The organism is Halodesulfurarchaeum sp., from assembly GCF_036626455.1.
Lineage (GTDB): Archaea > Halobacteriota > Halobacteria > Halobacteriales > Halobacteriaceae > Halodesulfurarchaeum.
Window position 1 is genome coordinate 20,703 of sequence record NZ_JAZKRK010000022.1, and the last position, 14,881, is coordinate 35,583.

13 protein-coding genes are annotated in these 14,881 nt (G+C 55.5%); 9 read left to right on the forward strand and 4 right to left on the reverse strand.

Annotation, left to right across the window (positions count from 1 at the left end; genetic code table 11):
- Nucleotides 1-17 precede the first annotated feature (17 nt).
- Nucleotides 18-1,574 carry a methylenetetrahydrofolate reductase C-terminal domain-containing protein gene (locus V5A26_RS07815; protein WP_332322319.1) on the reverse strand — a complete coding sequence of 519 codons (1,557 nt, stop codon included), beginning with the start codon at nt 1,572-1,574 and terminating at the stop codon, nt 18-20.
- Between the two features lie 246 nt (nt 1,575-1,820).
- On the opposite strand from V5A26_RS07815, the gene V5A26_RS07820 reads away from it, so the two are divergent.
- Nucleotides 1,821-2,231 carry a TRAM domain-containing protein gene (locus V5A26_RS07820; RefSeq protein ID WP_332320959.1) on the forward strand — a complete coding sequence of 137 codons (411 nt, stop codon included), beginning with the start codon at nt 1,821-1,823 and terminating at the stop codon, nt 2,229-2,231.
- Here V5A26_RS07820 and ilvD read toward each other — a convergent pair.
- Nucleotides 2,228-3,979 carry a dihydroxy-acid dehydratase gene (ilvD, locus tag V5A26_RS07825; protein ID WP_332320958.1) on the reverse strand — a complete coding sequence of 584 codons (1,752 nt, stop codon included), beginning with the start codon at nt 3,977-3,979 and terminating at the stop codon, nt 2,228-2,230. The genes V5A26_RS07820 and ilvD overlap by 4 nt on opposite strands.
- Nucleotides 3,980-4,057: 78 nt before the next feature.
- The gene (locus V5A26_RS07830) at nt 4,058-4,687 is read right to left on the reverse strand and encodes an ArsR/SmtB family transcription factor (RefSeq protein ID WP_332320957.1); all 630 of its coding nucleotides are present in this window, start codon (nt 4,685-4,687) and stop codon (nt 4,058-4,060) included.
- A gap of 180 nt (nt 4,688-4,867) precedes the next feature.
- Here V5A26_RS07830 and V5A26_RS07835 point away from each other — a divergent pair, with 180 nt between their 5' ends.
- Genes V5A26_RS07835 through V5A26_RS07865 form a run of 7 tightly spaced genes read left to right on the forward strand, consistent with a single transcriptional unit; the run spans nt 4,868 to nt 12,476 of the window.
- Nucleotides 4,868-5,716 carry a hypothetical protein gene (locus V5A26_RS07835; RefSeq protein WP_332320956.1) on the forward strand — a complete coding sequence of 283 codons (849 nt, stop codon included), beginning with the start codon at nt 4,868-4,870 and terminating at the stop codon, nt 5,714-5,716.
- A 49-nt stretch (nt 5,717-5,765) separates the two neighbouring features.
- The gene (locus tag V5A26_RS07840) at nt 5,766-8,300 is read left to right on the forward strand and encodes a type II/IV secretion system ATPase subunit (RefSeq protein WP_332320955.1); all 2,535 of its coding nucleotides are present in this window, start codon (nt 5,766-5,768) and stop codon (nt 8,298-8,300) included.
- Entirely contained in the window at nt 8,297-10,306 is a 2,010-nt protein-coding gene (locus V5A26_RS07845; RefSeq protein WP_332320954.1) for a type II secretion system F family protein, read from the forward strand. Before V5A26_RS07840 ends, V5A26_RS07845 begins: the two co-directional genes overlap by 4 nt.
- Nucleotides 10,303-10,728: a DUF7287 family protein gene (locus V5A26_RS07850; protein ID WP_332320953.1), complete on the forward strand. Its 426-nt coding sequence runs from the start codon at nt 10,303-10,305 to the stop codon at nt 10,726-10,728. Before V5A26_RS07845 ends, V5A26_RS07850 begins: the two co-directional genes overlap by 4 nt.
- Entirely contained in the window at nt 10,725-11,342 is a 618-nt protein-coding gene (locus V5A26_RS07855) for a DUF7288 family protein (RefSeq protein WP_332320952.1), read from the forward strand. Before V5A26_RS07850 ends, V5A26_RS07855 begins: the two co-directional genes overlap by 4 nt.
- On the forward strand, nt 11,330-11,770 hold the full coding sequence (locus tag V5A26_RS07860; RefSeq protein WP_332320951.1) for a DUF7266 family protein: 441 nt from the start codon (nt 11,330-11,332) through the stop codon (nt 11,768-11,770). Before V5A26_RS07855 ends, V5A26_RS07860 begins: the two co-directional genes overlap by 13 nt.
- Complete coding sequence (locus V5A26_RS07865; RefSeq protein ID WP_332320950.1) at nt 11,763-12,476, forward strand: DUF7289 family protein; 714 nt, start codon at nt 11,763-11,765, stop codon at nt 12,474-12,476. The genes V5A26_RS07860 and V5A26_RS07865 overlap by 8 nt, the downstream gene beginning before the upstream one ends.
- On the opposite strand, the gene V5A26_RS07870 is transcribed toward V5A26_RS07865, so the two are convergent.
- Complete coding sequence (locus V5A26_RS07870) at nt 12,477-12,953, reverse strand: hypothetical protein (RefSeq protein WP_332320949.1); 477 nt, start codon at nt 12,951-12,953, stop codon at nt 12,477-12,479.
- A 132-nt stretch (nt 12,954-13,085) separates the two neighbouring features.
- On the opposite strand from V5A26_RS07870, the gene V5A26_RS07875 reads away from it, so the two are divergent.
- The gene (locus tag V5A26_RS07875; protein WP_332322320.1) at nt 13,086-14,600 is read left to right on the forward strand and encodes a hypothetical protein; all 1,515 of its coding nucleotides are present in this window, start codon (nt 13,086-13,088) and stop codon (nt 14,598-14,600) included.
- Nucleotides 14,601-14,881 lie beyond the last annotated feature (281 nt).

The following is a 14,881-nucleotide window of genomic DNA, read 5'->3' on the forward strand; positions in this document are numbered from 1 at the left end:
GGGGGGTAAACCGGCCTTTACTCCTCGGCGACTTGATTGCCGGCCCGTTTGCCAGCGTAATCCTTCCCGAGATAGTAATTGATCCACGAGGAGGTCCCTTCGAGATCCCAGTCGGGCGGCGGGATATAGGTTTCTCGAAGCTTTTCACGCGCTTTCTCGACACCGCTATCGGCCTTCAATTTGCGGTATGCCCGGACGTACACGCACTCGTCTTGTTCGGGATAGACCTCACAATATCCATCATAACTGCCGCCACAGGGGCCGTTCCGTTCGTTTTTCGGACACTGTGACATTGGGCAGAGGTAGGCCATATCGAAGAGGGCACAGTTCCCACACTCCTGGCAGTCGTTCGAGATGGTCTTTGCGACCCGTTCGAAGCCCTCGTAGGGGCCTTCCATCCAGGTGTCATCGACCTTCTTCGCCGTGTATCGCATTGGCCCGAACAACGCGCCATCTGGCTCGAACATCACCTCGTGGGCCACCTTGAACCCGCGATATTTCAGTCCTTGACTCGGATTTTCGGGCAGTGGCGCGTGAGACTCGGCGTTGAGTCCGGTTTCTGGGTCCCGCTCGTAGTAGTAAAATCCGTCCTCCATCGGGTACTCGAACTCAGAAACGAGGTCTTCCCACTCGGATTCGAGTTCCTCGCCCCGTTCGATGATGTATTCCACGTCTTCGTAGTCGGCACGGTGGCCGCCGACGTGGACCCCAGCAAATCCCATGCCTTTCATGATGGCATACATCTTTGCGGCCCGCTCGATCATCGCCTGATGGGGATCGTCGCCGTCCTGTTCGGCTTCGATTTCTTCGCGAAGTTCGTCGGTCACGATGGCTCCGGGAATCCGGTTTTCGTTCATTGCTCGAGCCGAACCCGAATCGAGGACATAGAGGTTCCCGATGACCGGAACATCCAGGTCCTTTTCATCGATGTACTGGATGAGTTCGTGGAACTTGCGGGCGTCAAAACCAACCTGGGGAATGATGAACTCGGCACCTTTCTCCACTTTCATCTCCAGTTTCCAGTACTGGGGAATCAGCTCAGCTTCGAGTCGTTTGAACGGCGAGACGACCGCGCCAGGGAAGAAGTTCGTCTCGTTCAGCTCGTTGTGGCGACCGTACGCGTCATCGAACTCGTAGCCGTCGTTGAGTTCGGAGACGAAATCGAGCATCTGGACGGGATCGAGATCGTAGACGGCCTTTCCCTGGCCTTCAAAAGCTGGCCCCTGGTGGTCACCACTCATCACGAGAATATTGCTGATGTCCTCTCGTTCGAGCGCGTGAAGGAGCGCTTCGATCTGATTCCGGTTCTTGTCTTTGGTCGTGAAGTGAACGAGCGGTTCGATGCCTCGTTCTTTGAGCTTCATCCCGAGGTAATCCGCCGACAGTGCTGGTGTCCCCCCTGGGTTGTCCGTCAGCGACACGGCGTCGACAATATCGCCCTCAGCGGCCGTTGTTGCATCTTCGAACACTTCGTCCTGTTGGGGTTCTTTTGCACCACGACCCGGAATAAGCTCCCATGTGACTGCGAAATCATCCTCATCAACGACAGCCTCTTGGAAGTCTTGGCTACTCATTGGTCCCCCTCTCGCAAGAAGTACCTTGGCCGAGCCGGTTCGTCAGTCAGGCGCCCCGACCGCTTGCTCGATGTTCGGCATCGACGCGTAATGGTCATCGCAATAAACCCACGTAGACGGTTTCTAATCTTCAACGTTTCTATAGTGCTATGAGAATGGGAATTCAGGATACGATGGGTTATCGACCGAAACTCGGACTCGAATCAAAACGTTGATACAGGTTTGACCGAAGGTTCAAACACTGTCATGGCTGTAACTGACCTGCTTGCCGTGTTCTCCGCGGAGATCGAACGAAAAGATGGTGACTACGTGATTTCGATTCCCGAACGCGAACTCGAGGTGGGCGACCTCGATTCGAATGCTGTCTATCGCTTCGGCGTCTTGGACCCAGTCGAGTCGTCGGAACCGGCCACCAAGCCCGAGTCGAACCGCTCGACGCCGCCAGTTGATGAAGGTGATACCCTCGAAGTTGAAATCGACTCCAAAGGTGAGGAAGGTGACGGGATCGCTTACGTGGAAGGTGGCTACGTGGTCTTCGTTCCAAACACCGCTATCGGTGACGTGGTGACGGTCGAAGTCGTCAGCGTCGGACCGCGATTCGCCCGTGCAGAACCAGTCGCAGGAACACCGTCGGATTCGGATATCGAGTCGGTCTAGGTCGTCGGCTCAGATTTTGTCGGCAGTTCGATTTGAACCCCCGAGAGCGGTGGCGCTTTCAAGACGCCACCGGTCGCCGCACTCGTCGCCATCGCGGCGTATTTTTCAAGGACGCCACTGACTGATTGCTCTGGCACGCTCCAGTCCGTCGCCCGGTCGCGCAGTGTCTCAGTTGGCACGTCTAACATAAGCCGGCCGTCGTCGACGTCGATGCTAATCGAATCCCCGTCTTCGACGAGTGCAATCGGGCCCCCGGCAGCAGCCTCGGGACTGACGTGACCGATTGCTGCGCCTCGTGTTCCACCCGAGAACCGGCCATCCGTGATCAGAGCTACCTCGCCCGAGAGTCTGGGCGATCCGCTTACTTTCGAGGTCGGTTCGAGCATTTCGGGCATTCCAGGGCCCCCACGTGGTCCCTCGTACCGGATCACGATAACGTCTCCAGGTTCAATAGCTCCCTCATCGAGGGCCGCAAGCGCCGCTCCCTGGGAATCAAACACCCGTGCCCGCCCCTCGAAATGATGCATCGATTCGTCCATCGCCCCGGCTTTGACGACTGCCCCGTCAGGTGCCAGATTCCCGTCGATGACGGCGAGACTGCCTGCCTCGTGAACTGGGTTGGTGCGGGATCGGATGACTGTGTCACCCTTCGTTGCCTTCTCGATCCGGTCACTGATCGTGCGCCCCTCGATAGTGTCTCGACCCTTGTGCATCTCCGCAGCCAACTCGGCCATGACTGCAGGGACGCCTCCATCGTCTCGGAGGTGTTCCATCCGCCAGGGACCGGCCGGGCTCATGTGGGCCAGATGTGGGGTTTCAGCGGCCAGTGACTCGAAGTCCTCGAGCGTGATGTCGAGGCCCGCTTCGGACGCGATGGCTGGCACGTGTAGCATCGTGTTGGTGCTTCCGCCCAACGCGAGATCCACTCGAAGCGCATCTTCGAAGGCCTCCTGGGTGAGTAGATCGGACGGCCGGATGTTCTCCTCGACGAGTCGGAGCACTTCGGCTCCGCTCTTGTGGGCGATCTCCCGCTTTTTCTCATCGGTCGCCCCGAAGGTTGCACATTCCGTCCAGGAGAGACCCAGGGCTTCGGTTACACAGGCCATCGTATTGGCGGTAAACATGCCCGCACAGGACCCTTCACCCGGACAGGCCGAGCATTCTAGGTCGTAGAGTTCCTCGTCACTGAGTTCGCCTTCCTGATGTTTGCTCACACCCTCAAAGACGGTCACGAGGTCTGCGGGTTCGTCTTTGAAACTCCCGGCAGCCATGTGGCCGCCGGTGACGACGATGGCGGGGATGTCCAATCGAGCGACGGCCATCAACATCCCTGGGACGATTTTGTCACAGGAGGCCATTGCGACGAGTCCATCGAACTGGTGAGCGTTCGCCATCAACTCCACCGAGTCGGCGATCGTCTCTCGGGATGGGAGGCTTGATCGCATTCCTTCGTGTCCCATTGCGATGCCGTCGTCCACGGCGATCGTGTTGAACTCGAGTGGCGTCCCACCGGCCTCTCGAACACCCTCTTTAACGTGAGTCGCGAGTTCGTCCAAATGAACGTGGCCTGGGACGATTTCGTTCCAGGAATTTGCCACCCCGATGAGGGGTTGATGAATCTCTTCGTCGTCAAGTCCTGCCGCACGAAACAGCGATCGGTGGGGGGCCCGATCGACACCCTCCGTCACCGTCGCACTCCGCAGGTCGGTATCCTTCTCGGTTGTGTCCGGCATCCGTTTCCGGTACATAATCGGACACCCGGCATCCTTAACGCGTCCGATGGGCGCGGGACTTGCGCTGCGACGCTGACATTCGTCACTGACGAGCTATAGTGAGCGACGCCGATATACGGTTTCAAGAGCGAAAAGGGCGATTATCCCACCGACTAAGAGCATCGCACCTGGTTCGACCAAGAGGTTACCGAGCGAGTCCATTAGCCCCGGACTTGATGCAGCGGCGTCTTCAGTTGTTTCCATGATCATCATATCCCCACCGCCACCCGACTCGCCGGGAGAGATTCGCGAGCCAAGTGCAAACTGCGCGAGAACGCTTCCGATAGCAATCGTCGAGATCCCACCCACCATTCGTTTGAGCCGGGACTCCATTTCGTCTCGTTCTTCTTTCCCTTCCACGACAACCAGGGGATCACTGGTCGGTGCAAACACTGACATTTCCGCCCCCTTCTCGGAATAGCGGGTGCCGACTGCTTCTATGAGATCGACTCCAGCGAGCTTTTCAATGTGGTAATGCACGTTCTGGAGCGAGGTGTCCGTCATTTCAGCGAGTTCTGATGGGGTCGATGTGTCCTCGTAAAGATGTTCAAGCATTCGTCGCCTGGTTTGGGAAGAAAGGGCCTCGAAGACCTCGTCGACATCGGTGCCGTCGAGTGTGAGGACTCGTGGCTCCGGTGAACCCGTCGCATCGCCCGTTCGAATTTTGGTGAGCGGACTCGACATTGGTGATAGATGGACAAAGGCGTTCAAATGGTTAAACCTTCATCCGTGGCTCAAACGATCATTGTATCGACTGGATGGGTGAGGCCGACCCCTCAAATATGTATTGTAGCATCTGTTCGTGGGGGTTGCAAGCGTTTACCGGTGCCAATATGACCCTCGCGCACATCTGTCTGCAGAGAGATGTTTCACTACGATCCGGTTCGGCCGTTCGACGACCGTCCGTCGGACTATCTCGAAACAGGGCATTTCTGGTTGCGCGAGTTCGTCACGGGCGGGGTCTTTGCGTTCACAATGGAGTCCTCAGGGTTGTTGTCAATGCGGGGTCCCACCGGTGAATTCGAGACTGAGGCTCCGTGGCCGTATCAGCGGGCCGTCGAGGCAATCCGGGATCGATTCGAGCGGGATCGGTTTCGAACCGAGGTCGATAGCGTCTCGGATTATGACTTTTTCGTACTCGCACCACTTTCGCTGGGAGTCGGGTACGACTGGACAGAGATACCACCAGTGTTCGGCCTGGCGATTTGGGACGATAGCGCGAACTCGTTTGTATCCATAGACGTCGCGGAGCGGGTGTTCGAAGCGGTTGGGCTCTGGACCATCCCGACAGTCGACCGTGAAGTACCGGCTCGCGAACTCGGTGCGGGACCGGAATTGATACCGAAGTCGGCGTTTGCGGACAGGTCGGCAGCGGGGATTGTCGTATTGAAAAAGGGCGGTGTGGCGGTATCGATACAGGGTTCGGATTTTGACTCGGTCACGCGGGTTCCGCCGACACCAGCCGGCAGTCCTGATGATTTCGAATCGTGGCTTCAAGAAACCGTCCGAAGCGATTCGGTGGCACCACTCCTTTCGGAACCTGACCGGCCAATCGATGCCTGGGCAATCGAATCTCTGGCTACGGATGTTTCGGCCGAACTCGCCCGTCGAGAATTTGATACAATCGGGGCCCTTGCACAGTCCAGGCCCGAACAGTTCCGCAAAGGGATTTCCGATCGGCTCGTTGAACTTCGCGAGTTTTCCGCGACGTAACCAGTTTTTCCCGCAAGACTTTATCCCGGGGTCGTTAAACAAGGCCAATATGGGCATCGACGACGTCGATGGGACAGAGTACAGTGATTCCCTATCGACAGAGACGGAACATGTCGGTGATATGGAGGAGGACACATCGGAACCGGAGTCGACCGGACCCGGAGATGAGGCGGGGACGTGGCCGGAGTTATCGGACATCCGTAATCGGCTTGCAGTCGCCGGTGAGACGGCGAGAAACGTGGATCGGGCAGTTTCAGCGCTGATCGAGGGGAACGTTCCGGTTCGGAAAGGAACATACAATTGGACCCATTTCAAATGGGAATATTACTACGACGAGACGGGTGCGCCACCTCTGGACGAGGAGGGGCAAGTCGAACCATTCGACAAAACCGACCACCTCGGGTTTGAGCCTGACCAGACCGAGGACGTATTGAGCCTTGGCGAATCGAAGGCCTCGGTACTCGAGGACCTCGTCGATGAGCGAACCGTCGAGGTCCAACCTGAACTCGACGAGGACGCGTTTTTCTCAACTGTTTCAGGGGCTACGACGGTGACCAATCGGTATGATCTGGAACGGGCGGTCACGATGGAAAAAAAGACCCACTTTCTGGAAGAGGAGCGCTACTGGGTCAACAAACCGTATTCTTTCGTCGTGATCTTTCATTCGCGGAAGGAAAACGAGAAGAAATACTATCTCGTGGAACCATACGAAACGAGTGTCGAGACCGATTTGCGCGTGTTTCTTTCCGAGAAACTCCGAACAGCCATCAAATACGCCAAAGAAGAGGTGGCAATCGGCGGGTCGGACAAGGAGCGCCGTGCGGTCATCGAAGGGGAAACGGATCGATTATTGAACCGATACGATTTGTACGACACCTCGACTAATGGTGAACTTTGGACAAAAATCCGTTCGAGGGTTGCCACTGGAGAGTCCGGCGGGTTCCTTGGCGGACTGGCAGACCGAATCCTTCCACCGAGTGGGACCGCACAGGATGATTCCGATTCGCTTGCTGGGATTGCAGCTCGACCGGAACCCGCGATTGTCGCGGAGAACGATCCGAAACTCACCGAATATCAAGTCGAGAAACTGCGGTACCGACTTTCCCGGGACTTTACGGGGTACGAGCGGATCGACGGGATCAAACACGACATCAATATCGAGGACATCTCATGTGATGGCTACGAGAGCCCTGTCTTTGTCTACCACACCGATTACGAGCAAATCATCACGAATGTTATGCATGGGACTGAGCAATTGGACGACTTCGTCGTCAAACTGGCCCAGCGTTCCGGGAAGGGGATCAGCAAACGGCAACCTCAGGTCGATGCAACGCTGCCGGACGGGTCACGGGCGCAACTGACACTTGGAACCGAAGTGTCCGACCATGGGACGAATTACACGATCCGGCAGTTCAAGGACGTTCCATTTACGCCAGTGGACCTGATCAATTGGAAGACCTTTTCGCTGGAGGAAATGGCGTTTCTCTGGCTTTGTATAGAGAACAACAAATCGCTCCTCTTCGCCGGTGGGACCGCCTCCGGAAAGACGACGAGTCTGAATGCAGTCTCACTTTTCATCCCATCCAACGCCAAAATCGTCTCGATCGAGGACACCCGCGAAGTCGAGTTGCCCCAGCGCAATTGGATTGCGTCGGTTACTCGTCCCTCGTTCGGCCAGGACGAAGCTGGTGATATCGACGAGTTCGACCTGCTCGAAGGCGCGCTTCGACAGCGACCCGATTACATAATCATGGGCGAGGTTCGGGGCGAAGAGGGTCGGACGCTCTTCCAGGTGATGTCGACCGGGCATACGACATATACGACCTTCCACGCGGACAACGTGAGCGAGGTCATCAAACGGTTTACGACCGACCCGATCAACGTCTCCAAGACGTTGTTTACGGCCCTCGATTTGGTTTCGATTCAGTCCTCGACACGGATCCGTGGGAAGAAAGTTCGTCGGAGTCGGAACATAACAGAAATCAGACGATACGACACTGAAAACGACGAGATCAATGTCAACGATGTCTTCCAGTGGCGACCTGAAACGGACTCGTATCGGAGTACCGCAGAGTCGACCACTCTAGAGGAGATCAAGTTCGACCGCGGCTGGTCGGAAGCCGAACTGCAGGAGCAACTTTTCAAGCGACGTGTCATTCTGGCGTATCTCATCGATCGGGGTCTCGATACGTATACTGAGGTTGCAGCGACTGTGCAGGCCTACATCAACGATCCCGAAACCCTGCTCACAATTATCGCGAACGACGAACTTGAAAACGCACTCGAGGATTTGCGCGAAATCGAAAGTGTCTTGATCGACGTCGACCCCGAAACCGAAGAGATGGTTCCCCGTCCTGACCCGGACGAGGCCATTCTCGAAACCACTGAAGAGATACTTGCGGAAGCAGAGGACGAATTATATCCCGATTATTGGGGAGAAAAAGCGGAGACGCTCGTGGAATTGCTTCCGGGAATTGAGAGTATCGACTCGCCGGTCGCAGATGATCGGGAGTCTTCCGAACAATCAGCCCAATCGGAAACCGTGGACCGAGTATTCGACTGGGAGGGGGACGGGACTGAATGAGTGCCCAAACTACCCACCTGGGTGGTCGATCCGAACGCTTCGCCGACTTGTTTTACCCGCTTTACGAGCGGATTTTCGGTGAGGAGTCGGAGTTCATTTCGGATTTGGAGCGCAAACTCGCCGAAGCGAGAATGGAGGAGACTGTCGAATTATATGTTTCGAGAGCGCTTGGCTACGGGTTTCTGGGTGGACTGTTTCTCTGGATAGTTGGTCTCGGTCTCGGATGGCTTCTGTTCGCAGGCGGTCTTATACAGGCAGACGTGTCGATCGGATTGCCAGTGTCCGGGCCAGGGATGGCGTCATTCATCGAGGCAGTCAAACTCCCCGGCCTGATTCTCGGGACAGGGTTGTTTTTCGGCGCGATCGGTTTTGTCACCGGATTTGGCATCCTCGTATTATTACCGTACTCTCGGTCATCCGGGCGGAAGCGAGAGATAAACATGTTGCTCCCGGACGCTGTGTCGTTCATGTATGCCCTTTCCATCGGTGGGCTCAATCAGCTCGAAATTCTGGAAGCGATGGCGCGTGCCGAGGACACCTATGGGGAGGTCGCCCTCGAATTCCGGACGATCGTTCAGGAGACCGAATACTTCGACGTCGATTACCGAACGGCGATTCGGCGCCGGTCGATGGAGACCCCAAGTGACGACCTCGCCCAGTTTTTCACCGACATGCTTTCGATCATCAATAGTGGCGGGGACATGGCCGGCTTTCTCGAGGACAAAAAAGAGACTCATATGCGAACGGCAAAACAGGAACAGGAGATGACCCTCCAGACCCTCGAACTCTTCGGCGAGATGTATATGACACTCTCGCTGTTTCCACTCCTGTTGATCATCGTACTCGTGGTGATGAGCATGCTGGGTCAGTCCCAGCAGTTCCTCCTTTTCGGCACCGTCTACCTACTTTTGCCACTGGTGAGCGCTGCGTTTCTCGTCTTGGTGTCGACTGTCAAAGAGGACGACCCGGGCAATGGCTATCTTGATTTAGAGGTCGTCACCGAATCCGAGGGAACGAACAAAACGAGTGGTGCCTCGTTGCCCGAAAAAACGGATACGGCCCTGTTTTCCCGCATCAAAAGTCGGAGTCGTCGTCATTCAGTCGCACATTTCTTCAAACATCCACAGTATTATTTCCGGGAGCAACCGCTTTTGACGTTACTACTTACCGTACCAGTGACGCTGTTAATCGTCGGCAACGGGGTGGTTTCGGGGACCCTATCAACGTCGCTCGCAGGGTTGATCGAAAACCCGGTCGGGACGACGTTCATGTATGTTTTCCTACCACTTTACGTCATCGGGATCCCTCTCACGATATTTTACGAGTGGAACCAGTACACGAGAAATCGAATCACGGGAAAGCTTTCCGAGAACCTTCGAAAACTCTCCAGTGCGAACGACACCGGACTCACGCTTCTCGAATCCATTCGAACGGTGGCAGATACGTCGACAGGACGACTTGCCGACGAGTTCGACGAAATGTACGCAAAAGTGGCTTACGGGATGACACTTTCTCAGGCACTCGTCGAGTTCAACAACAAGTATCATGTGCCAAGGCTCGCTCGGACCATCAATCTGGTAACAAAATCTCAAGAGGCCTCAAGTAGAATTACGGCGGTGCTTTCGACTGCGGCCCAGGCGAGTGAAAACCAAGACGACATCGAGCGCGAGCGGACCTCTCGGGCTCGCATGCAGGTCGTCATTATTATGATGACCTATCTGACGTTGCTTGCGGTGATGGTCATCCTACAGGTCGAGTTCCTGGAGGTTCTGGCGGGACTGACGAGTCAGGCGAGCGAGACTGGTGGGTCAGCTGCCGGTGGAACGTCCTTTGGCGCAAGTGTGGACGTCGCGTTGCTGGAAATGTTGTTCTTCCACGCGGTAACCATCCAGGGAATCCTCGCGGGATTCATCTCGGGGTATATTAGTCGTGCGCAGGTCCTATCCGGGATGAAATACGCCGTCATCCTCCCGACGATAGCACTGGTGGTGTGGGCATTTATATGACCAACCGGGGCCAATCGACGTTGGATTTTCTCCTCGGGGCGGTGATCTTTCTTATCGCCGTCATGGTCGTTGTTGCTTTCATTCCGGGGATGCTCGATCCGTTCACAACTGGTTCGGAATCACATCCAGTCATTGCTGATCGGGCCGTCTCGACGCTGGCGACGGAGGAATTGGCTACGGAATCCCAGTATATGGCCTCGGAATCGACGGTCAATGACGTGTTCACTCAAAACGAATCGGAACTCATCGCGACGCTGGGGCTTCCGGATTCGATCAGACTCAATGTCACCATGGATAATGGAACCGGGAGGGTCGGAGAGGTTGGCCCGTCACCACTATCGTCAAGGTCAGCCACAGCGGCATGGCGTGTCGTCGACTATCGAGGGACACCGGCGAATGTGACCGTCCGGGTGTGGAGATGAAACGAACCGAACCATCCCGTACCACCGAGAGCACACGCGGGCAAGCACACGTCCTCGAAGGGGTTGTGGCTGCATTGCTGATCCTCACAAGTGTCATCTTTGCGCTCCAAGTGACAGCCGTCACTCCATTGACAGCGAGTACGGCCAACCAACACTTGCAAACCCAAGGTGCCGGGACGGTCTCTGGGCTCCTCGTCGCCGCCGAGGATCGGGGGACGCTCCGCGATACGGTTTTATATTGGAACGAGAGCGCGAGCAGGTTCCACAAATCGGGTGCGGAGGAACAGTATACGGACAGCATTCCAACAGAATTCGGTTCGACGCTGGAATCGACAGTCTCCCCGAAAGGGCTGATCTACAACGTCAACGTCCTTTCCGTAAACACTGCCGGCCAGGTGGTAGAACACCAAATGCTCCATCAGGGGCAGCCGTCTGATCAAGCCGTCAGTATCACCCGGAGTGTAACGGTGTACGACGATGACAGGCTGCGAGATGTGAATGAGTCCCAGATAGATCAGACGGTCAGCAATTCGACCGGCTATTTCGCCTCAGAGGTGTCTGAGGGGCCGCTTTACAACGTGGTTCGAATCGAGGTGGTCGTATGGCGCGTGTAAATCGAGGAGTGTCGACAGTCGTCGGATACGTGCTGAATCTCGGCATTGCGACAATTCTGGTAACCGGATTGCTTGTCAGTGGCGGGGGATTGGTAGATGACCAGCGCGAACGGACCGCCCGGTCGCAAATGGATGTCATTGGCAACCGGATCGCGGCCGACCTCGAAACGGCTGATCGGCTCCTCAGAACCGGGAATGGTTCGGTCACTGTTCGGTCTGACCTGCCACCGACCGTGGTCGGAAGCCAGTATCAGGTCGACGTCGTCGCTTCGAACGGTACCGCGATACTCCGAGTGGAAACGACCAGGCCATCGGTGATTAGAACGGTTCCAGTGCGGAACGTCACACCGGTTCAACCGGTGTCCATTACGGGTGGGGATCTCATCATAGATGGGCGCAACGGGTCATTGGAGGTCACTAATGGATAGAGCTGTTAGTGATGTTCTTGGCTATATTCTCATCTTTTCGTTGATTCTCAGCTCCGTTGCTGTCGTTACCGCCGGTGGATACAGTAGTCTGAATAGCGTGCGAGATGCCGAACGCTTTGACAACGCCCAACGGGTCTTTGACGTGTTGGATGAGAACGTCGACGATCATCTCGAAACGGGAGTGACGAGTCGCGGAACTGAAATCCGGCTCGCAGACGCCAGAATCGGGTTTGGTGACCCAGTAAAACTCAACGTTACTGTGAAAGGGTACGGCTCCAATCAGACGACGGTCGAGCCGCTTTTATATACTCAATCGTCGGAGCGAGAAATTGCTTACAGTGGCGGCGCGACTGTCCGGACCGACCGTGGCGCTTCGATTATCAAAAATGACCCACCCTTCCGGATCGGGGACGAAACGATTGTGACATTCGTCGAGACACGACCCAGGGATTCGGGAATCAGTGGCTCCGGTCGTGTCCTTGTTCGAACGGAACTGTCAGCTGACTCCGTCCACGAATACACCGGTTCTGGATCCCCCTTGGATGTCACACTCAACGTGACAAGTCCTAGAACCAGTGCCTGGGAGCAGTGGTTCGAATCAGAAACCGATGGGAACTGTACGGTGGTTGGAAACACGGCTTCCTGTACCTTCGAGACTGAGACACTCTACGTCCGAACCGTCGCGATAGACGTTTTCCTTCAGTAACTACTCGGATGTCTGCTGTTGAGCGAGGGCTTGTTCGAACGTTTTGGCCGAGAAAAGCCCTCTAACCTCAGACTGCCCGATCGAATCGATCAATTCCGCTGGTGGTCCTGAAACGAGCATGACGCCGATCTCCGGAGCCGTTTGATCGATAGTGAGAGAGTCCCGATCCGCCGCAACCTCCTCGAATGCCGTCGCGGCTTCGGAGAGGAGTTCGGATTCCGTTGAGTACAGTTCCTCTTGGGCTTCAGTTTGATTGATCGTCCCGTTTTGGACCTGTGTGACCAGTTCTTCCTGTGCGGCTTGCAAGGCCGCTTCGTCTATTTCGAGTGCAACGGTGACTGTTGCAATCTGTGCAACCGTTCCGTCCGAATCGGCCGGTGCATCGTCTGATGTTGGAGCGGAACAACCCGCTAGTGATAGCGTTGCACTCGTTCCCGCAAGTTGGAGGAAACGGCGGCGGTTGGTACGTAAATCCATCGTCGAATCGAAGACTGTCCCGCCAGAAAAGCGTTCTCAAGTGTGTCTTCTCGGTTACAGTATTGTCCTCGAGCAGGAACGGTCGCTCGGAGGCTTTAACCCCACCGTCGGTCAACAGATAGAGGAACGCCAATGGATGAATGGACACGTGGATTTGCGCTACTATTGGTTTTACTCTCTGTGGCTGTGGTTTTGGGTCCACTCGCGTCGGCGGCCTCTGCACCGACAATTGCTGTTTCGGTCAACGGGGACTCAGTTTTGGACGGCGACCGTATTGTTGTTCCTGGTGGAAACCTGTCCGTCGACGTGACCGGCAACGAGACGATAACGTCTGTTGTCATTCGGGTCGACGATCAAGACCTCATTGATACGGCTCCAAATGCGACCACTTACTCGACGACCCTTGATGATGTGTTGACGGCCCGTTGGAATACGGTCCAAGTAATCGTCAAAGACGAGGCAGGCGACCTAACGACACATCAAATATCCGTATACAAAGATACCTTACGTCCGGATATCGGGCTCAAAAGTCCATTCGAAGTCGATCCGGGATATCAGTTCCCGACGGTGAAGACCTATAGTAAAGCGGATATGGAGGTATCTGGCACGGTTGAGGACCGGTCCAACATCACTGCGTTTTCGGCAACAGTCATCGGTGGGGGACGGAGTGTCGAAACGACGACGCTGAGTGATGACCGGTTTTCGATGAACACAACATTAGTCCCAGGAAACAATTCGGTGGTTCTTAGCGCAACTGACGAGTATGGTCACCGAACGTATCGCAGTACCAGGATCGAGGTGACTGACGAGGACGAACCGACGCTGTCTATCACTGATTGGCCGGAGATAACCGAATCAGAGACTGTCACGCCGACTGTCAGGGCCATTGATGCGGTGGCCGTTCGCTCGGTCATGTATCGGATACCGGGACAACCCGAAAACAGACTGGTTGAACCGACATCCAAATTACTGGATGCAGGACGGACGAATATAACCAGAACTCCGGTTCTCGAAATCCACCGGCCGGGAACATACAACGTCACATTCAACGTCACGGATTATGCGGGGCAGTGGACTGAGGAAACGAAAACGATCCAATACGATCCCGTAACGGCGGCGGAACAAGTCACACCGGACATTCGAGTGAACGAGGCCCGTTCCGGGTTGCTCAATGACTCCCGATATCGACTCAACGCAACCGTGGCAAACGGGTCCGTGACAACCGTTTTTGTCGAGTCGGAACACCGATGGGATGGGATACATTTCCACGAGACGATGTACGACGGGACGAACGTGTCGGAGTATAGTATTGAAGAGAACGTTGGAATCGAGTCGGGGCAAAACGAGATTACAATCGAAGTCACGGATGCTATGGGCAATCTCCACGTTCATCACTTCGCGGTCAATACGACGAATGCATCGACGTATGTTCCCCCAACGACAGAAAACCCAGCGACCACGGAACAGGACGAATCTTCACAGGATACTGCGACCGAACCCACGACGGCCGGTGTAACTCGAATTTCGGTGACCGAACAGACCCCACTCTCACCGAATACTGAAACGACGGCATCACTCTCTTCTCTGTTGTCGATCCTGGCGATTGCTTCAGGTGGAGTATTGGCACTCACCCGACGGAAAACATAACGTGACACATCACTCCACGTTGTCAAGGGTTTAGCTTTCGATCTACTATCTAACCCGCGCAAGCCGTGCAACTTCCACCACAATTTACCGCGAACAGCGCCCGAAAAGGCATGCCACGAGGAGGGCTGGGTATTCCTGAACAGCGACGAAAGTAAAGTGATATAATATAGTGGCAGCAGTTAATTATGCTAATAACTTACCCCATTTCCTCAAAAATCTACAAATTAAACCGTCTGCTGAATAGAACCTCTAAACCTTGTTTAGCCGATCAAATTCAAGCA

Excerpts from the sequence above, each read along its gene's own strand:
- V5A26_RS07870 (WP_332320949.1), bottom strand. The coding sequence starts at position 12,953 with ATGGATTTACGTACCAACCGCCGCCGTTTCCTCCAACTTGCGGGAACG.
- V5A26_RS07830 (WP_332320957.1), bottom strand. The coding sequence starts at position 4,687 with ATGTCGAGTCCGCTCACCAAAATTCGAACGGGCGATGCGACGGGTTCA.
- V5A26_RS07820 (WP_332320959.1), top strand. The coding sequence starts at position 1,821 with ATGGCTGTAACTGACCTGCTTGCCGTGTTCTCCGCGGAGATCGAACGA.
- V5A26_RS07845 (WP_332320954.1), top strand. The coding sequence starts at position 8,297 with ATGAGTGCCCAAACTACCCACCTGGGTGGTCGATCCGAACGCTTCGCC.
- V5A26_RS07855 (WP_332320952.1), top strand. The coding sequence starts at position 10,725 with ATGAAACGAACCGAACCATCCCGTACCACCGAGAGCACACGCGGGCAA.
- V5A26_RS07865 (WP_332320950.1), top strand. The coding sequence starts at position 11,763 with ATGGATAGAGCTGTTAGTGATGTTCTTGGCTATATTCTCATCTTTTCG.
- V5A26_RS07815 (WP_332322319.1), bottom strand. The coding sequence starts at position 1,574 with ATGAGTAGCCAAGACTTCCAAGAGGCTGTCGTTGATGAGGATGATTTC.
- V5A26_RS07840 (WP_332320955.1), top strand. The coding sequence starts at position 5,766 with ATGGGCATCGACGACGTCGATGGGACAGAGTACAGTGATTCCCTATCG.
- V5A26_RS07860 (WP_332320951.1), top strand. The coding sequence starts at position 11,330 with ATGGCGCGTGTAAATCGAGGAGTGTCGACAGTCGTCGGATACGTGCTG.
- V5A26_RS07875 (WP_332322320.1), top strand. The coding sequence starts at position 13,086 with ATGGATGAATGGACACGTGGATTTGCGCTACTATTGGTTTTACTCTCT.
- V5A26_RS07835 (WP_332320956.1), top strand. The coding sequence starts at position 4,868 with ATGTTTCACTACGATCCGGTTCGGCCGTTCGACGACCGTCCGTCGGAC.
- V5A26_RS07850 (WP_332320953.1), top strand. The coding sequence starts at position 10,303 with ATGACCAACCGGGGCCAATCGACGTTGGATTTTCTCCTCGGGGCGGTG.
- ilvD (WP_332320958.1), bottom strand. The coding sequence starts at position 3,979 with ATGTACCGGAAACGGATGCCGGACACAACCGAGAAGGATACCGACCTG.